The organism is Nostoc sp. CmiVER01, from assembly GCF_034531135.2.
Taxonomy (GTDB): Bacteria; Cyanobacteriota; Cyanobacteriia; order Cyanobacteriales; family Nostocaceae; genus Nostoc.
In genome coordinates this window covers 144,110-163,746 of record NZ_JAVRBU020000019.1, presented here as the reverse complement: position 1 = coordinate 163,746, position 19,637 = coordinate 144,110, and the positions used below count along the sequence as shown (strand labels likewise).

14 protein-coding genes and 1 CRISPR repeat array are annotated in these 19,637 nt (G+C 38.4%); of the genes, 11 read left to right on the top strand and 3 right to left on the bottom strand.

Annotated features, from left to right (window positions below; genetic code table 11):
• Positions 1 to 276: 276 nt before the first annotated feature.
• From RMZ43_RS29285 to RMZ43_RS29270, 4 genes are all read left to right on the top strand, one after another.
• Entirely contained in the window at positions 277 to 453 is a 177-nt protein-coding gene (locus tag RMZ43_RS29285; protein WP_322648627.1) for a DUF6888 family protein, read from the top strand.
• A complete protein-coding gene (locus RMZ43_RS29280; RefSeq protein WP_322648626.1) occupies positions 450 to 629 on the top strand; it encodes a DUF6887 family protein in 180 nt (59 codons plus the stop codon). Before RMZ43_RS29285 ends, RMZ43_RS29280 begins: the two co-directional genes overlap by 4 nt.
• A 76-nt stretch (positions 630 to 705) precedes the next feature.
• Positions 706 to 846 carry a hypothetical protein gene (locus tag RMZ43_RS29275; protein ID WP_428850938.1) on the top strand — a complete coding sequence of 47 codons (141 nt, stop codon included), beginning with the start codon at positions 706 to 708 and terminating at the stop codon, positions 844 to 846.
• Positions 847 to 1,111: 265 nt separating this feature from the next.
• Positions 1,112 to 1,369, top strand: a complete 258-nt coding sequence (locus RMZ43_RS29270; RefSeq protein ID WP_322648624.1) for a DUF7219 family protein — start codon at positions 1,112 to 1,114, stop codon at positions 1,367 to 1,369.
• Positions 1,370 to 1,549: 180 nt separating this feature from the next.
• On the opposite strand, the gene RMZ43_RS29265 is transcribed toward RMZ43_RS29270, so the two are convergent.
• Positions 1,550 to 2,176, bottom strand: a complete 627-nt coding sequence (locus RMZ43_RS29265) for a DNA-directed RNA polymerase subunit alpha C-terminal domain-containing protein (RefSeq protein ID WP_322648623.1) — start codon at positions 2,174 to 2,176, stop codon at positions 1,550 to 1,552.
• Positions 2,177 to 2,545: 369 nt separating this feature from the next.
• Here RMZ43_RS29265 and RMZ43_RS29260 point away from each other — a divergent pair, with 369 nt between their 5' ends.
• Together RMZ43_RS29260 and RMZ43_RS29255 are read left to right on the top strand one after the other, a co-directional pair.
• Positions 2,546 to 2,809: a hypothetical protein gene (locus RMZ43_RS29260; RefSeq protein WP_428850937.1), complete on the top strand. Its 264-nt coding sequence runs from the start codon at positions 2,546 to 2,548 to the stop codon at positions 2,807 to 2,809.
• A gap of 162 nt (positions 2,810 to 2,971) precedes the next feature.
• On the top strand, positions 2,972 to 3,394 hold the full coding sequence (locus RMZ43_RS29255) for a hypothetical protein (protein WP_322648621.1): 423 nt from the start codon (positions 2,972 to 2,974) through the stop codon (positions 3,392 to 3,394).
• Positions 3,395 to 3,410: 16 nt separating this feature from the next.
• Here the strand turns inward: RMZ43_RS29255 and RMZ43_RS29250 are convergent, their stop codons facing one another.
• Positions 3,411 to 4,640: a TetR family transcriptional regulator gene (locus tag RMZ43_RS29250; RefSeq protein WP_322648620.1), complete on the bottom strand. Its 1,230-nt coding sequence runs from the start codon at positions 4,638 to 4,640 to the stop codon at positions 3,411 to 3,413.
• Between the two features lie 172 nt (positions 4,641 to 4,812).
• On the opposite strand from RMZ43_RS29250, the gene RMZ43_RS29245 reads away from it, so the two are divergent.
• The 3 genes from RMZ43_RS29245 to dusB all read left to right on the top strand — a co-directional run bounded on the left by RMZ43_RS29245 (position 4,813) and on the right by dusB (position 7,759).
• Positions 4,813 to 5,670 (top strand): acyl-CoA desaturase, encoded by an 858-nt coding sequence (locus tag RMZ43_RS29245; RefSeq protein ID WP_322648619.1) that lies wholly within the window; start codon positions 4,813 to 4,815, stop codon positions 5,668 to 5,670.
• Positions 5,671 to 5,792: 122 nt separating this feature from the next.
• Positions 5,793 to 6,626, top strand: coding sequence for an Rpn family recombination-promoting nuclease/putative transposase (locus tag RMZ43_RS29240; RefSeq protein ID WP_322648618.1), 834 nt, complete (start codon positions 5,793 to 5,795; stop codon positions 6,624 to 6,626).
• A gap of 77 nt (positions 6,627 to 6,703) precedes the next feature.
• Complete coding sequence (dusB, locus tag RMZ43_RS29235; protein ID WP_428850936.1) at positions 6,704 to 7,759, top strand: tRNA dihydrouridine synthase DusB; 1,056 nt, start codon at positions 6,704 to 6,706, stop codon at positions 7,757 to 7,759.
• 252 nt (positions 7,760 to 8,011) lie between these two features.
• Positions 8,012 to 16,638: direct repeats of the CRISPR family, unit length 37 nt; unit sequence GTTTCAATCCCTAATAGGGATTTTATTGAATTGCAAT.
• Positions 16,639 to 16,938: 300 nt separating this feature from the next.
• Here dusB and ald read toward each other — a convergent pair.
• Entirely contained in the window at positions 16,939 to 18,030 is a 1,092-nt protein-coding gene (ald, locus tag RMZ43_RS29230; RefSeq protein WP_322653673.1) for an alanine dehydrogenase, read from the bottom strand.
• 582 nt (positions 18,031 to 18,612) lie between these two features.
• Here ald and RMZ43_RS29225 point away from each other — a divergent pair.
• A complete protein-coding gene (locus RMZ43_RS29225) occupies positions 18,613 to 18,783 on the top strand; it encodes a chlorophyll a/b-binding protein (RefSeq protein ID WP_094331136.1) in 171 nt (56 codons plus the stop codon).
• Between the two features lie 465 nt (positions 18,784 to 19,248).
• Positions 19,249 to 19,542: a hypothetical protein gene (locus tag RMZ43_RS29220; RefSeq protein WP_322653674.1), complete on the top strand. Its 294-nt coding sequence runs from the start codon at positions 19,249 to 19,251 to the stop codon at positions 19,540 to 19,542.
• The last annotated feature ends 95 nt before the right edge of the window (positions 19,543 to 19,637 follow it).

Sequence of the window (19,637 nt, the reverse complement as noted above, 5' to 3'; positions counted from 1 at the left end):
CCCCTTTATAAGGGGAGGGTTAGGGTGGGGTAAAAAATATGTGATACATGAATCATTACTTTTCAAACATCCTCTAAGGGCGATCACTTTTCTAATGTGGAAGAGGCATCACTTTTTTAGTCATCATCATTCATTTTTCTGCTCAAGCTAAGTACTAAGCTTAATTTAATACTTTATTCTCTCTTAACTTTTCAGCGAAATTTATAATTGACAAAAGCAATGTTATCCTAACTGGTCACGAATTAACCGATTTAATTTTATTCAATGGTAAGAGGTATGGAACCGACCATCGAACAACTTAAAGCATTCTTTGACTTTTGCGTTCGGGCTAGTAATTTGTTTAGAGATATAGCATTGGTTGGATTTGATGAGAGGACAAGCCGGATCGTAATTTTGATAGGCGAAACCATCCAAGTAGAAATTTTTAGTAACGGGGAGAACATTATCCGATGACAGACTATTTAACTCTTAATGAGCAAGAATTAAGACAATATGTGATATCAAACCCCGAGGACGAGGAGGCATTTCAGCATTACCTCAGTATCATGAGAGCCAAACCGGGGGTAGTGGTCAGCACTCCAGAACAATTAGAGGCTGAATTAAAACGGCGTATTAATCAAGCTAGTTAACATAAAACCCGTTACTGAAATTCCAGCAACGGGGTTTTTTCAATTTAGCAGCTTGACTCAATGTGAATTTTGGAACTTGCCTTCAGCTATCATCTTCTTGGATATTCCCGCGATCGCACACCCTTATATCTGTGCTGATTTGGTGACTTGGATCTGGATGCAGCAGGCTCAATTTTTTCCGTTTTACCAACTTTCGGTGATTGGCGATCGGCTATGATATCCAGGGCAGACAAATGACAAAACTCGACGGAACAAGGGGTAGCGTTACCGTCAGTATCTCAAATTTTTATCGTTTTACCAACATTCGGTTAAAAGTTGGTATTACAAAGGATCTGTCCCACTCTTGAGTGAATATTACTCACTCCCAGGAGAGATTTATCTGTTTTACGATCACAGTGATGGACAGGTCAGGTAATGTAGATATTAATTTAAAAAACAACCTTAAAAAATCAAGTTTCAATTTTAGCTAAGAAGATTTTTATATGGATGACTACGATCAGACAGCTAAAAACAATTTCCTCTACGAGCGCTATCGCTATCTTGGTAAGTTTACGCCTCAAAGTTTTTTATTCAATGCTAATCTTCAAGAATTTTCTCAACGTGTTTGTTATCTGTGCAATCTACAGACTTTGGGAAAACTTTCTTCACAAGAGTGCTATGAGGAAATTGAGTCACTCTGGCAGAAGTTAACACTGAGTTTTAAAGCGCTACAGACTGATGACAAAGACGTAACTGAATAATTAGACCTGGGAGCAGCAGCAAGCTTGGCGAGGCTGTCCCCAGTTAGGGAAGATGTCGGAAAAGTGGAATTTGATGACATCAGCAGGGGGCTGGGAACAAGCTGAAAGCCAAAAAGAGCGCCTTTTAGACCAAATGCAGGCAGATGTTAATTCAAAGCGCGTAACTTTCGGAATCACTGCTCACAGAGAAGGCGTGTATTCCGGGTCTGGAACTGGTAACTCAATCCCTCGGCTTTGCAGTGCTTCAACTATCTGAGATACAGATTTATTTCCCAGATTTTTCAGCGTTCGCAAGCCTGTGACACTATATTTCTTTAAATCTTCTATTGTGTTAACTTGTGCCTCTTTAAGCGCCGTATAAGTATTTTTTTTCAAATTCAATGACTCAATACTGTTTTCATCAACAACGCCATTCGGTTTATTATCCCCATTTATTTCCTCTACGGGGTGTACATTACTATTGGCAACCTCTACAAGCTGATTATCCGACGAGATTGAGTCTATGCTTTGAGGCAAGCTGATTTTGTCAACACTGTCTACATTGGCATCAACAACACCATTCGGCTTATTGTCCTCAAGTATTTCTAGAACTCTATCTATTTTTACTAGTTGCTCATAAACAGTATTTACACTCACAGTCGGTTCTACACCAGCATCAACAGAGGCTAACCAGTCATTTTTGATTAGGTTGGATAACTCTGACTTTGTATGGTTAGGCTTCAATCTGCCATCTGTAATTAACTTTTCGACAACAGAATGTGGCACACGGAAGCTTACAATAGGCGATTCCTTGGTTTTTTTTCCCATATCTCTCTACCTTGTCAACAATGTACACATTGAATATATCAATATGTATACAGTGTTGACAACATGGACAAATCATTACGTCTGCCTTTTGCCTTCCCCCAACCAAGATCACCAAAAGTTGCCAAGAACCTTGGGAGTGTAGTTTTGTCCACTGTTTGGTGAATAGCCTTGACCGTAAATCGGGTTAAGGCACAATACGGTTCAGTTAAGGCTAAAACTCTTTGTCAAACTCAATTTTTTTAACGAACCGCCAAGGACGCCAAGGACGCAGAGAGAAGAAAGAAATGCTTAACTGAACTGTATTGGGTTAAGGCAAGAAAACTCATCATCTAGTACCTCAAAACGACTTTGGAGTACCTCAATACGACTTTGGAGTACCTCACTCAAAACGACTTTGAAGTACCTCAAAACGACTTTGAAGTACCTCAAAACGACTTTGAAGTACCTCAAAACGACTTTGAAGTACCTCAATACGACTTTGGAGTACCTCAATACGACTTTGGAGTACCTCAAAACGACTTTGGAGTATCTCAATACGACTTTGGAGTACCTCAACACGACTTTGAAGTACCTCAACACGACTTTGAAGTACCTCAATACGACTTTGGGGTATCTGTTGCTCACTTTATGTAGTTTTTTTGACATTCTCAATAAATGTCTAAGTATAATCCACTAAAAGTAATTAGGTCGATCTTAATTTGCTTTAATTTTTCCGAATTATCTCTCAGAGAAGTTTATTGTTGCATTGGCTACAGTACATACAGTAATCCTATAACTTCTTCAGGAGCGCATCTCATGGCACGACTAAAACGCAGTTCACCAGATTTAGAAAAGGCTCTCCGTCGAATTGCAGGAATGCGATCAATTAGCCCTACACTAGAATTTGGCAACGGATTAAGTTTGAAAGACTACGACAGCTACATCCAAACCTTGCAAACCCAGCTATCTACCTACAACACTTTACTCTCTAGCATAGATGAAATGGCAGGTCGCCTCTCTCTAATTGAAGAAGAATTGCGCGGCTACTCTGAAAAGATGTTAATGAGTGTGGCAACCCATTATGGCAAAGACAGTTTGCAATATATCCAGGCGGGAGGTAAGCCACGCAAGAAATCATCACGCCGTTCTAGCAACACCCAATCCCCATCTGAGAGTACAGCTACAATCTTGAATGGTGCAAACAACAATGGTAAACAAGAACAGTTAACAGTGAACTGATTTAAATCTCCACTCTCTACCCTGGCTTATGATCCAAACGGGTAGCTTGCTCTAGGGCGGCTTTTTCTTTGGCTCGGCGGACATAAGGTTGTAATTGGGCGCGATCGCAACCTGTTAAAATAATCAAGTTTTCCAAGCTGATCCCCCGCATTAACATTTCTACACGCCAGGTTTGTTGTGCTTGTGCTATATCTGGCGTTTGTCCTTGGGGAGTTAACAGTCCATCACTCCATATTTGCCAACGTGTCTGAAGCTCTGATTCTGAAAGCGGTTTGCCTGTTTCATTCAAAAACATGGCTGTTTGAGAATCTTTACGACTTTTCAGCCATTTGATTAAAGGATTATTAGTAAAAGAACCGTAGCGTTTACCCAAAATCCACTGATTCACAGGTACTTGACGGACAAATCCGGGAATTGTAATTTGCAAAAAGTGTCCTTGAGTATCGTAGATTTGGTGCGATCGCTCCAAGCTAATTATTTCTGTAGCGGATAACCCAGCCCCAAATAACACATAAGCCAAGGCATAATCTCGTACTCCCGATTTCCTCGCTTGTTGCAGAATTTCGTGAACTAAACTAGCAGGCAAATCAGCTACTTCTGTGCTAATGAACCCGCCTTGTAAAGAGTTCATTGCTGATTCTGTTGAAGATGACATGGCTCCATTTAAAAACAACTCCACCAAATTTTCCAGAAAATCATCCCGATCCTCCCAAAGCTCGTGAAATTCGCTGGTGAACTCAATTACGGCATATCCCAAGATCATCCCATTCAGCAAACTGGCTAATTTTTCTGCCGGTAAATAGGTATTTAGGTGGCCTTGCTGGATTACAGTAGCTAAATACTGTGCTACATAGCGGTTTGCCTCTGTTACTCCCCTACCTAGTGCGCGGCGATTTTCTGCCGGGAATTGGTCGGCTTCACCCACCACAGACCGGACGAACTCTGGCACTCGTTCTAATGCATGTAAGCTATCACTTGCATAATCTTTAAGAGCTTGGTAGACATTGCCGGGAGGCGTTGCCCGCCGCACCAGCGACTCACCTAAATCCTTGAAGGCTGCGGACTCTTCCAGCACAGCCAAAAGGAGTCCATGCTTATTGCCAAAATTCCGAAATAGAGTCACTTCGTTGACTTCGGCTTTTTCAGCAATTTGGCGGGTTGTGGTTGCGCTGACTCCGTGAGCAGAAAACAACTCAAGTGCAGCTTGAATCAGGCGTTGACGAGTTGAAATGAGATGAGATGACATACAGAAATGCAAGTGGCACTTGCACGGATATCAGAGTTCTGCTAGCATAACAAATGTAAGTGATACTTGCTTTACTCTACTGTAATGAACTGATGTACAGGGTGGGTAAATCCTAGTGGGGTTATGCCCAAGAAAAAGCAAATCGCTTCATGATCCATCAACAGGAATTTTTATGACCGCAAATTTTGGGGCGATCGCCCCTGAGAGAGGCAAGTCACCTCAACTCAGTTGGACGAATGTAGTATTTTTTGCTACATTTCATGCTTTAGCACTTCTGTCTCCTTGGTTTTTCTCCTGGTCAGCATTAGGTTTGCTAGTGTTTCTGCACTGGTTATTCGGGAGCATTGGTATTTGTTTGGGATATCACCGACTACTGAGCCATCGGAGTTTCCAAGTTCCTAAGTGGTTAGAGTATGCGATCGCCCTGATTGGAGCGTTGGCTATGCAAGGTGGGCCAATTTTTTGGGTAGGTGGACACCGCCAGCATCACGCCCACACAGAAGATATTAATTTAGACCCTTACTCTGCCCAAAGAGGCTTTTGGTGGAGCCATATACTATGGATTTTTTACCCGCGCCCAGAATTTTTTGACTATGACACCTATAAAAAATATGCCCCCGATCTAGCAAGACAACCCTATTATTGTTGGTTAGATCGCTACTTCTTGCTGTTGCAAATACCCTTCGCCTTACTGCTTTATGTCTTAGGAGGATGGCCTTTCGTATTCTACGGAGTGTTTCTCAGATGTGTCTTACTTTGGCACTCAACCTGGTTTGTGAACTCAGCATCACACCTGTGGGGTTATCGCACCTTTGATGCCAATGATGGCGCTCGTAATCTTTGGTGGGTATCTATCGTCACTTATGGAGAAGGATGGCACAACAACCATCATACTTATCCTCACATGGCAAAATCTGGCTTTTCTTGGTGGGAGATTGATGTTACTTGGTGGAGCATCTCAGTTTTGCAGACTTTGGGTTTAGCCAAAAAAGTTGTTTCGCGTCCTCCTCAAGGTGCAACTCACGGCTAAATTGCAACTAAATTATCATGAATTTGTTATGCCGATTGCTTCTTGCAGTCGGCTTACTAATTTTTATCAGTAGTATTTCACGATAAAATGACAACGCGGCAAATCTCAGCAATACATCAAGCGTGAAAACTGACAGTATTTTTTATCGCCTTTTTCAAGAACTTCCTGGCATCTTTTTTGAATTAATTGGTAATCCACCCCAAATCGCAGAGGCTTATAAATTCTCTTCAATTGAAATTAAGCAAACTGCATTCCGTATAGATGGAGTTTTTTTGCCAACCCAAGGGGAAGAAAATCCGATTTACTTTGTGGAAGTTCAGTTTCAAACCGACACAGAAATTTATTCACGCTTATTTTCAGAAATTTCTTTATACTTGCGCCAAAATAAACCTAAGAATTATTGGCGAGGAGTAGTTATCTATCCTAATCGCAGTTTAGATACAGCAGATATCAGAAATTACAGTGAATTTTTCACAAGTGGGCGCGTTAGTCGCATTTATCTTAATGAATTAGGTGAAACTGCATTATTACCAGTTGGAATTGCTACGATGAAATTATTGGTCGATGAAGAGGAGACTGCAATCACATCTGCTAGGCAGTTAATAGAGAGAACCCAGCAAGAAATCAACATTGAACCGCAACGGCGGCAATTATTAGAATTAATAGAGACAATTTTGGTTTACAAATTTCCGACAATGAGTCGAGAGGAGATTGAAGGTATGTTTGGGTTAAGTGATTTGAAACAAACACGAGTTTATCAAGAAGGCAAGCAAGAAGGCAAACAAGAAGGCAAACAAGAAGGCAAACAAGAAGGAGCGCGTGAAGAAAAGTTTAGAATGATACCTTTGTTGTTGAAATTGGGATTGAGTTTTGAAGAAACAGCGAAAGAGTTAGGTTTGAGTCTAGAAGAGATTCAGCAAGAAATCCAAAAACAGCCTCCAAGTCAGGATACATAACTTACAATTAGCAGCGATCGCAGATACCTCTAGATATTCCTGCTATTTTCCATTTCCATTAATTTTTAATTTTTTATATGATTTCGCTCTCTCCCATTCTCCAAGCTAGACTCTCCCAACCCCTCAAAATTGGCTCGTTTGAAGTAAAAAGTCGGGTTCTCCAGTCGCCTCTATCTGGGGTGACAGATATGGTATTTCGTCGTCTTGTGCGTCGCTATGCGCCAGATTCGATGATGTATACCGAAATGGTAAATGCTACCGGGTTACATTATGTCAAGCAATTACCTAAAATCATGGAGGTAGACCCAAATGAGCGCCCAATTAGCGTTCAACTATTTGATTGCCGTCCAGATTTCCTGGCAGAAGCAGCAATAAAAGCAGTTGCAGAAGGTGCTGATACTGTAGATATTAATATGGGTTGTCCGGTAAATAAGATCACTAAAAATGGTGGTGGTTCTTCGTTGTTGCGGCAACCAGAAGTAGCAGAAGCAATTGTGCGGGAAGTGGTAAAAGCTGTTGATGTACCTGTGACAGTAAAAACCCGTATAGGCTGGAATGACAATGAAATTACTATTCTCGACTTTGCCAAACGGATGGAAGATGCAGGCGCGAAAATGATCACAGTACACGGTCGTACTCGTGCCCAAGGATACAATGGCAATGCCCGTTGGGAATGGATTGCCCGTGTCAAAGAAGTGCTTGCTATCCCAGTTATTGGGAATGGAGATATTTTTTCCGTTGAAGCGGCGGTGAAATGTCTAGAACAAACTGGCGCTGATGGTGTGATGTGTTCCCGTGGAACTTTGGGTTATCCGTTTTTGGTGGGAGAAATTGATCACTTTCTGAAAACTGGAGAGATATTACCGACACCAACCCCGATTCAGCGCTTGGAATGTGCAAGAGATCATTTACAAGCCTTGTGGGAATATAAAGGCGATCGCGGTGTACGTCAAGCCCGTAAGCACATGACTTGGTATGCTAAGGGTTTCGTTGGTGCAGCCGAACTCCGAGGACAGTTAAGTTTAGTTGAAAAAGTAGATCAAGGTTTGGTGATGATTGACCAAGCAATTGAAAAATTAGCTAATGGTTATGAACTAGAGGAAGAAACACAAAGTAGTTTGGTAATGCTTTAAAAAATGCATTTTACCAGAAACTCTATCTCAAATAGAGCAATTTTGATGTAGATATATGACAATTAAAATTATTATTTTCTACGTAAATAAAGTGGGCGATCGCAATGTTAATCTCCAAACACAATGATGTTGTATCCATCCCCGAAATCTTCTCATTAGAAGACTTCATGGCAAATCCCCCAGAGGGAATGGAGTGGGATTTCATTGAATTGCAATCACAATGCAAGTAAAGCGAGTGAAAGTTTTAAAAACGTTTCAATCCCTAATAGGGATTTTATTGAATTGCAATGTTCAGACTTTAGAAGCTCACACTGCTCAGGTTTGGTTTCAATCCCTAATAGGGATTTTATTGAATTGCAATATAAAACTTGGGGTTTGTGGGTTAAAGCCGATTTCTGTTTCAATCCCTAATAGGGATTTTATTGAATTGCAATCCACCAGTGCCACCTGATACACCAGTAACCAATAGTTTCAATCCCTAATAGGGATTTTATTGAATTGCAATGGTTTCAAGCTGGGCTGCTATTTCATCCATACCCGTTTCAATCCCTAATAGGGATTTTATTGAATTGCAATTCCAGGTCTTTCTGTCCAATTGAGTGATTGCCCTGTTTCAATCCCTAATAGGGATTTTATTGAATTGCAATTCAAGAATTGCACCAAGGATTAAGGCAATGATTGAAGTGTTTCAATCCCTAATAGGGATTTTATTGAATTGCAATTCAGTAGTTCTTAATGCTTGAATCCCAGCCATCGTGTTTCAATCCCTAATAGGGATTTTATTGAATTGCAATACCTGCTGCGGCACAAGCAGCAACATTCCTCTTTGTTTCAATCCCTAATAGGGATTTTATTGAATTGCAATTCTCACCTTACTAGGGTCGCAAGTATCATAGTCAAGCTTGGTTTCAATCCCTAATAGGGATTTTATTGAATTGCAATTTGTTTGGAGATACCAGAGTACCATCTGCACGGTTTGTTTCAATCTCTAATAGGGATTTTATTGAATTGCAATGGCTCGGCTGGCGGTGGCATTGTTGGTCGCTTGTTTCAATCCCTAATAGGGATTTTATTGAATTGCAATTTTCGTTAAATGACTATCAAAAAACCATTGGCTATCAGTTTCAATCCCTAATAGGGATTTTATTGAATTGCAATTTTGCACCCCGCTTTACCCATCACTTACAGCACAATGTTTCAATCCCTAATAGGGATTTTATTGAATTGCAATTTTGTAAAGGCTATACTTCTACTCCCAACAATAGGTTTCAATCCCTAATAGGGATTTTATTGAATTGCAATCCCTGAGTGTGGGTTACTTCTTCGGCTGGTTTGCCGTTTCAATCCCTAATAGGGATTTTATTGAATTGCAATGTACTTATTGCAAAGAAAAATTATTTGCTATAATCGTGTTTCAATCCCTAATAGGGATTTTATTGAATTGCAATTTTGGCAACATGCCTTAAGACCTTCCGTACTCAGAGTTTCAATCCCTAATAGGGATTTTATTGAATTGCAATCTTTACTGGATTCGTAATAATATTCTTTCATTTAATTGTTTCAATCCCTAATAGGGATTTTATTGAATTGCAATTTTTAATGGGAAAAGTCTTGTTTTTAGCGGAAGCGTTTCAATCCCTAATAGGGATTTTATTGAATTGCAATATTAGCTTTAGAAACAAAGTAGGAATAGAGCTTGATACCCTGTTTCAATCCCTAATAGGGATTTTATTGAATTGCAATCCGCTTTTTACTGCCAAGCAAGAATTAAAAATACGTTTCAATCCCTAATAGGGATTTTATTGAATTGCAATAAAAGCCAGATGGTATTTTAATAAATTCGCCTTTAAGTTTCAATCCCTAATAGGGATTTTATTGAATTGCAATCTCGGAGCTTTCCTCATCAACTGAGCGTTTTAGCTGTTTCAATCCCTAATAGGGATTTTATTGAATTGCAATTCATCCGGCGTACCTTCGCACTCATAAACCTTGTTTCAATCCCTAATAGGGATTTTATTGAATTGCAATCCGCGTGGGGTTTAGAGGGGAAGAGCGACTTGGCAGTTTCAATCCCTAATAGGGATTTTATTGAATTGCAATATCAAATCGGTGATAATTTCTAAAGTTTCGTTGTTTCAATCCCTAATAGGGATTTTATTGAATTGCAATGTCATATTCAGTATTTGGTCACTTAGTTTTTAAAGTTTCAATCCCTAATAGGGATTTTATTGAATTGCAATCTAATTCAGCAGATTGGCTACACATTTATTGTGATTGTTTCAATCCCTAATAGGGATTTTATTGAATTGCAATCCAGGATTTAAAACTGTATACAGCGAATCGGAATTAAGTTTCAATCCCTAATAGGGATTTTATTGAATTGCAATACTCTTTATGACCCCATATAATAGCCAATTGAATGTTTCAATCCCTAATAGGGATTTTATTGAATTGCAATATACTACGATAGCGATTGGGTAAGAGGCAAAGAAGTTTCAATCCCTAATAGGGATTTTATTGAATTGCAATTTGATTGAACGACCAATCAATATCTCTTTGCCCAGTTTCAATCCCTAATAGGGATTTTATTGAATTGCAATAGCATTATCAACAATTGCAGCAGTTATGGGGAATGTTTCAATCCCTAATAGGGATTTTATTGAATTGCAATTTCCGCAGTATCTTTTTTGTTACATGCCGACGATGGCGTTTCAATCCCTAATAGGGATTTTATTGAATTGCAATTAATGTGAGTAGGCATCTATGCATTAAGTTAAAGTTTCAATCCCTAATAGGGATTTTATTGAATTGCAATTTTATTCACTGCTGGGGGGAACTGCCCTACATACGTTTCAATCCCTAATAGGGATTTTATTGAATTGCAATTTTAAGCTCTGGCAACTTGCTATTTTCTAATATTTGGTTTCAATCCCTAATAGGGATTTTATTGAATTGCAATGTGATCTGCGAGCATTGGTACTCGCAAGCATCTGTTTCAATCCCTAATAGGGATTTTATTGAATTGCAATGGTTAAAGTTAATGATAAGTGGATAGTTTCAAGCTTGTTTCAATCCCTAATAGGGATTTTATTGAATTGCAATAAACAAGCAGAACTTAAAACTGCTGCAATGTTGAGTTTCAATCCCTAATAGGGATTTTATTGAATTGCAATCCGAGAGTCGAGCGATCGCACAGGGGGGACTACGGGTTTCAATCCCTAATAGGGATTTTATTGAATTGCAATCCTGTGAATGTACCACCAACTGAAGTACTGAATCGCCGTTTCAATCCCTAATAGGGATTTTATTGAATTGCAATCTATACCCTTACGAAGTTATCAAGAAATACATGGGAGTTTCAATCCCTAATAGGGATTTTATTGAATTGCAATTTTAGAATTATCATTTAATACTAAAATTCCTTCGTTTCAATCCCTAATAGGGATTTTATTGAATTGCAATAGCACATCAGCTAGACGGTAGCCTGCCAAACTCATTTGTTTCAATCCCTAATAGGGATTTTATTGAATTGCAATTTAAACGAGAATTATCCAAAGAATTAAATAGCGACTTTTTAGTTTCAATCCCTAATAGGGATTTTATTGAATTGCAATTCCGCCATCTTCACTTTTGGGGAATAAATATTTTGTTTCAATCCCTAATAGGGATTTTATTGAATTGCAATGCGATATCTAAGCTGGAGTGGATGGGCGGTTTATACCTGTTTCAATCCCTAATAGGGATTTTATTGAATTGCAATTTCATTGCATCTTATATGGGCTATGCTCAATTTGTTTCAATCCCTAATAGGGATTTTATTGAATTGCAATTCCGCAGTATCTTTTTTGTTACATGCCGATGATGGTGTTTCAATCCCTAATAGGGATTTTATTGAATTGCAATTGACCCGTCACCGCCTTATACAGCAATGATTCCGTTTCAATCCCTAATAGGGATTTTATTGAATTGCAATCAAAAAATCACTCATTGCAGCAGTCTCCAGAGCCAGTTTCAATCCCTAATAGGGATTTTATTGAATTGCAATATTGACCACTGCCACGGCTCCCCAATTGGCAAGATTTGTTTCAATCCCTAATAGGGATTTTATTGAATTGCAATGGTGCATTTCCACTACTATGTAATTGTTTTTTCCCGTTTCAATCCCTAATAGGGATTTTATTGAATTGCAATAGACAAAGGAAGATGTGGTGTATCAGCCAATGGATGTTTCAATCCCTAATAGGGATTTTATTGAATTGCAATGGCATTGCAAGGGCAATTATGATTCTTGCTGCCAAAGTTTCAATCCCTAATAGGGATTTTATTGAATTGCAATGGTTGGCTTTGTTGATTGATTGAAGTTAAGCTATCGGGTTTCAATCCCTAATAGGGATTTTATTGAATTGCAATGGATTCATCTTATGCATTGCATCTAACTGGAGGCGTGTTTCAATCCCTAATAGGGATTTTATTGAATTGCAATATTTCTCTATCTTTTGATAGATATCTAATCTTGATGTTTCAATCCCTAATAGGGATTTTATTGAATTGCAATGCCTTTATTGCGAGGTCTCCATTCATCCGTAGATGTTTCAATCCCTAATAGGGATTTTATTGAATTGCAATGCGACTGACTTAATGGTTTATTTATTTCAGAAGCGTTTCAATCCCTAATAGGGATTTTATTGAATTGCAATGAATCGCTTTTCGCCAGACTGGAAGTTACGAGATGTTTCAATCCCTAATAGGGATTTTATTGAATTGCAATTTAGAATTACTCAGCAGCAGGAGCGCTTATATCTGCGTTTCAATCCCTAATAGGGATTTTATTGAATTGCAATATAAACCAGAAAAGAGTATTCTCTTCCTCTGGCTTGTTTCAATCCCTAATAGGGATTTTATTGAATTGCAATTCTGTTGGAGTTGTTGTTAAACTAATGCTCATGCAGTTTCAATCCCTAATAGGGATTTTATTGAATTGCAATGCATTATTTTATCCCTCATAAATACACTGAAGGTTTCAATCCCTAATAGGGATTTTATTGAATTGCAATTCGTCGGCATGGTTAGATCCCACATTCCAACCAGCTGTTTCAATCCCTAATAGGGATTTTATTGAATTGCAATTTTGCTTATGTCATGGGAAGTGATGGAGAAGAATCCGTTTCAATCCCTAATAGGGATTTTATTGAATTGCAATTCAAGGTAGTCTAAAGAAGATTGATACTATCTATGTTTCAATCCCTAATAGGGATTTTATTGAATTGCAATTTGACTGATGCAATATTTAGAGACTTGTATTTTTATATGTTTCAATCCCTAATAGGGATTTTATTGAATTGCAATGCCAGTAGCTCAATCAATGCTCAAGGATCGCTATGTTTCAATCCCTAATAGGGATTTTATTGAATTGCAACTAGAATTGCAAGAAGGATGGGATATATAAATGTTTAGTTTCAATCCCTAATAGGGATTTTATTGAATTGCAATTCTCTCGGCATTCCTAATTTTGCTGATATCTAAAGTTTCAATCCCTAATAGGGATTTTATTGAATTGCAATTCTAATCCTTGTACAGTGAGGTCATGTCCCCGAATAGTTTCAATCCCTAATAGGGATTTTATTGAATTGCAATTTCTGCCATCTGTTAGCGCCGATGGCTTTTATTTTGTTTCAATCCCTAATAGGGATTTTATTGAATTGCAATTATTGAACTTGTGCAAGCGATCGTAGTTGGTAATGTTGTTTCAATCCCTAATAGGGATTTTATTGAATTGCAATCGAATTTCATCATCCCTCATATTTGGGTAAAGTTGGTTTCAATCCCTAATAGGGATTTTATTGAATTGCAATTTCCAGGATTCCCAACGAATAAGCAAGGCAGTTTTGTTTCAATCCCTAATAGGGATTTTATTGAATTGCAATTCCCACCATCTTTATTTTTTGGGAATAAATATTTTGTTTCAATCTCTAATAGGGATTTTATTGAATTGCAATTCATCTGTTATCGCATCTCTGCCATCTTTTACATAGTTTCAATCCCTAATAGGGATTTTATTGAATTGCAATTTTTGGTCTAGCGTATTTTGGGTTAAAGTCTTTTCTGTTTCAATCCCTAATAGGGATTTTATTGAATTGCAATAGGCTTAAAGAGGAAAGCCCAGCATTCTATATGCAGTTTCAATCCCTAATAGGGATTTTATTGAATTGCAACCCCATCATCCCCTGCCTTCACGTCCAATGTCTGTGTTTCAATCCCTAATAGGGATTTTATTGAATTGCAATTATACGCGCCAAGATTGCGGTGCTTTAATCGCCCAGTTTCAATCCCTAATAGGGATTTTATTGAATTGCAAATGCCCAAAGCACCCCAATGCATCAGCAAATATAAAGTTTCAATCCCTAATAGGGATTTTATTGAATTGCAATGCTTTCCAGAGGGACAGCTACTAGGCAATGGTGCGTTTCAATCCCTAATAGGGATTTTATTGAATTGCAATATTATGGGTATTTAAGGACTAGCCAGTATGCGAATTGTTTCAATCCCTAATAGGGATTTTATTGAATTGCAATGTGCATGTATTGAACTTGGCTTACAAAACTAGTATTGTTTCAATCCCTAATAGGGATTTTATTGAATTGCAATGATTCAACCCTCTGAATGGAATCCAAATTACATTCAAGTTTCAATCCCTAATAGGGATTTTATTGAATTGCAATTGGTGGCATAAATTTAAATGCCAGAATAGGAGTAGTTTCAATCCCTAATAGGGATTTTATTGAATTGCAATTTCTAAGTCTTCAAAGTTAAATGTATTATCTGAATTGTTTCAATCCCTAATAGGGATTTTATTGAATTGCAATTTGTGGTTGATTGATGCCTGTTATTATTGCGTTGTTTCAATCCCTAATAGGGATTTTATTGAATTGCAATGCGGAGAATGCTTATGTGGTGCATTTGCCCAACTGGTTTCAATCCCTAATAGGGATTTTATTGAATTGCAAGCATATCAAATCCCATCTACTCTTGTTTGTGAATTTGTTTCAATCCCTAATAGGGATTTTATTGAATTGCAATTGCTAGCATTTCCTTTGCTTTAATGCCACCAAATGTTTCAATCCCTAATAGGGATTTTATTGAATTGCAATTTCGGCTCTTTTAGCTCAGGGGGGAGCTTATCAGTTGTTTCAATCCCTAATAGGGATTTTATTGAATTGCAATATGAAAGTTCGCCCGTATTTGTCTCAGTTAGAGGCGTTTCAATCCCTAATAGGGATTTTATTGAATTGCAATTTCCTCACACTTACTTTGCCTAATTTGTCAAGGGGTGTTTCAATCCCTAATAGGGATTTTATTGAATTGCAATGCACGATACCTCAGTAAGTATCTGTCCAAAGGTAAAGTTTCAATCCCTAATAGGGATTTTATTGAATTGCAATCATAAGCATTCTCCGCTCATACACAAATTGGCTTTGTTTCAATCCCTAATAGGGATTTTATTGAATTGCAATCATCCAATGTCTGTAACACGGTTGCCCCATTCTTGGTTTCAATCCCTAATAGGGATTTTATTGAATTGCAACAGTTGGCGGTGGATTCTGGTGTATTTTTCCTGGTCGTTTCAATCCCTAATAGGGATTTTATTGAATTGCAATATAACTAGTTTTATCTACACGTTTGCATGAGTTTGGAGTTTCAATCCCTAATAGGGATTTTATTGAATTGCAATACGGCACAAAAGCATTGTGGTGGTATACTATTGGGTTTCAATCCCTAATAGGGATTTTATTGAATTGCAATCTATTACAAACTTTTATAATTCTATTCCCACGGAAGTTTCAATCCCTAATAGGGATTTTATTGAATTGCAATATGAAAGAGTTGTTTCGGAGGTGGTCTGGCATAAGTTTCAATCCCTAATAGGGATTTTATTGAATTGCAATCTAAATTTAGTACCGCGACTTATAGGGCCACCATCTGTTTCAATCCCTAATAGGGATTTTATTGAATTGCAATGTACATGATGTAAATCTATCGCAGATAATGTATTAGTTTCAATCCCTAATAGGGATTTTATTGAATTGCAATTTCAAAATATTTGGCGTTAATAATCAGGGAGGCTGTGTTTCAATCCCTAATAGGGATTTTATTGAATTGCAATATACCTGATGTGTATGCTGATTCTAAAAGTTGTTTGTTTCAATCCCTAATAGGGATTTTATTGAATTGCAATAAGTACTAAATATCTTACATAGATATATTAACAAGTTTCAATCCCTAATAGGGATTTTATTGAATTGCAATCAGAAGATTTATCAAGCTGCTATCAGTTTGTATAGTTTCAATCCCTGATAGGGATTTTATTGAATTGCAATGATGACAATCGGCTTGATTCCCTGTGATTCCCAGTGTTTCAATCCCTGATAGGGATTTTATTGAATTGCAATACAAAGGTTTTATCAAGCCAACCAAAATCTGTTATGTTTCAATCCCTGATAGGGATTTTATTGAATTGCAATACAACAGAAAAACTGCATCCCAAGTCTTTAGCTATGTTTCAATCCCTGATAGGGATTTTATTGAATTGCAATTTCTTAAATCAGTTGCACACTCACCTATATCATCGTTTCAATCCCTGATAGGGATTTTATTGAATTGCAATATTGCATACTTTATTAAGCGTACCTGACATGAAAGTTTCAATCCCTGATAGGGATTTTATTGAATTGCAATTTGGTCGTAAATGGCTTTGAGTTCGGTGAGGGTTTTAGTTTCAATCCCTGATAGGGATTTTATTGAATTGCAATTTTGGTTGTTGTGGGCGACAGAGGGTGGTTTCAATGTTTCAATCCCTGATAGGGATTTTATTGAATTGCAATGCTGGGGTTTGAAAGCCCTGTTGTATTTGGTTTTCAAGGTGCAGTTGCGCGAATGAACGAATCATACCACAAGGAATAGTTATACAACAATATGCAAATCGCTGAAACCCAGTTTCCATAAGGAGCGCGGATGGTTTGAAAGTACCATTGCTCTGAAAGTCTTGTATAGATGGAGCGTACAGCCTTTTTTGCTCCTTATCATTTTGTACACCTACCCATCCGCGCATTTGGCAAGGAAATTAGCCTAATTACCGATCGCTACCTCTATTAAAATAAGCGATCGCCTAATCCTTGCACACCTTAATTTACCAAATCAGGGAATACCTCTTGCACAGCAGGATGCACTAAGCGATGGTTCTGCACATTTACACCCTTAGCTAATGCTGGGTTAACTTCAAGTGCCTTAATTCCTAAATTTGCCAACTGGACAACATAAGGTAATGTACTATTATTGAGTGCCTGGGTTGCTGTCCAAGGTACTGCTCCTGGCATATTGGGAACGCCATAATGCACCACACCCTCTTCAACATATACCGGATTGGTGTGTGATGTGGGGTGTAAGGTTTCTATGCAACCACCTTGGTCAACAGCTACATCAACTATTACAGAACCAAGACGCATTTGTTTAACCAATTCGCGGGATACTAATATTGGCGCTCTTCGTCCCAGTACTAAAACTGCACCGATGAGCAAATCGGCTTCTTTGACTGCGGCTTCAATATGAGCAGAGTTGCTGTAAACCAATTCGACTCTAGAGCCAAACAAGGTTTCTAAATAAGATAAACGCTCGACACTCACATCTAAAATCTGGACGCTAGCACCCATGCCCACAGCAATTTTAGCTGCTTCTGTGCCGACAACGCCGCCACCTAAAATTACTACTTTACCTGGTTGGACTCCAGGGACACCGCCTAAGAGAACTCCTCTACCACCTTGCTGACGTTCTAGAAATCTCGCCCCAAATTGTACTGCTAGCCGACCGGCAATCACGCTCATGGGTGTGAGCAAGGGTAGTCTGTTAGCACCTGGTTGTTCTACAGTTTCGTAAGCGATCGCAGTTGTGCCACAATCAATTAAATGCTCTGTCAATTTGCGATCGGCTGCTAAATGTAAATAAGTAAATAATATCTGCCCTTTTTGCAAAAATTTATACTCGGATGTCAAAGGCTCTTTGACTTTAACAACTAATTCCTGATTCCAAGCCGTTTCTGATGTAGGGACAATTTCGGCTCCAGCACTTCTGTAGTCGTCATCTGAAAATCCAGCACCATTACCGGCTTGCGTCTCAACAAAGATACTATGACCATTTTCTCGCAGTACCCGCACACTAGAAGGACTTAAACCTACCCGAAATTCTTGATCTTTATTTTCCTTGGGAACGCCAATTTCCATATATCGCCTCTGATAATTTTTTTGTTTAACTGTAGCCTGCGAATTTCAAGCTTGCTACTTTCGTCTTACGACTGGTCTATTACAGATAGCTGTATTAGAGATATTTAATCTGTGTCCTAAGTTTCTCAATTTAATCTGAGTAGCTCTAAACTCTTGCCCTTGACTATTGCCCCAGTATTTATACAATATATAAAGAATAGTAACAATTTATTAAAAGACCGATTGTATAGCTCCCTACTAGGAAGCTTTTGCTGAATTTATCAAGTTATCTTGACATTCAAGTACGCAATCAGCTTTTAAGCTACCTTAACTTTTCACGGTATCTGGAAAAGCCCAGGAAAAATCTAACTTCCTGACTCCCTTACCGATAGAGAAAGGGAAAATTCAAAGTCTCTCTCCTTAAAGGAACAGAGAAATAGAAGTGAGGTTTTCCACCCTGAAAAGTTAGATAAGCTACCAAGTCAAAGGTAAAAGTTAAGGGTAAAAGAACAAGTCTATTCCTTTAACTTTTGTCGCTTATCTTCGACAACTGCTGCTAAGTCTAATATCAAGTCCTGTTTGCCGAAAAAAGGTTTCTTAAAAATGACACAAACACAACCAACGATTACACCTAAATTAGAGGAGCCTAAGTTTGGCTTTAACGAATATGCTGAACGCTTGAATGGTCGAGCGGCAATGATTGGCTTCGCTTTGCTGCTGGTGATTGAATACGTCACCAATCAAGGGGTGCTATCATGGCTGGGTCTGAAGTAGTGCCATTAACAAGCACAAGGTAGAAGTTGTAAGCTAGTAATTAAAGGAGTTGCAACCAGCTGGAACAACCAGTTGGTTTGACTTTAACAGTTGATAGCCAATTACTTCGCCCTAGATACTTTAATTAAACTTATTCGTAAATTATTGCCCTAGAATGTAAGCAAGAGAGGAATTGAAATATTTATCAGTGATATATATATTATAAACTTGCAACTAGTACAGTCGGGTGGAAATCCAGCTACTATGTCAATTAACAAGACTTGACAAGGGGTAAAATCCCATAGTTAAAGGTAAGCAAAGTTTCGCCAGACTCTACTAATATATACAAGGCGATTAATGAGTCCACTTCCTCCCCTACTAAAGAAAATCATAATTTGTATCTGCCTTACATGAGAAAGGCAAATTACGGGTGAGGTATTCTTGGTAAATATACACAAAAGGTGAACTGGAACCAACCAAGCTGTGATGAATGCTGTATTACCTCGTTTTTTGAAGTTAACCTACCGAAAAGAGCCACTAATCAGTGTATTAATAACAATGGGCGCTATAGATGCCCTGATTGGTGGACTGAATGATAGCTGGTCGTTGTTTGCTTTTGGTTTGGGAACAACAGGGATAGCACTAGCTTTTAAGTTGTGGCGTTTGCAGCAGCGTCGTCCTCTACCAGAGGAACCTGTAGTGCAACACTATTTGCCCCCTCGTTCTTCTAGTGCGCCTTTACCAATGTTAAGCGTTTCTAAGAAAAAACCACCTCTCTAGGAAGTGCAGAGTTATTACTTAAATAACTCTGCAAAATTGATTTGAGTAACCGTATTTATAAAAGTGAGGAAAAAGAGTGAGTAGTGAGGGAAGAG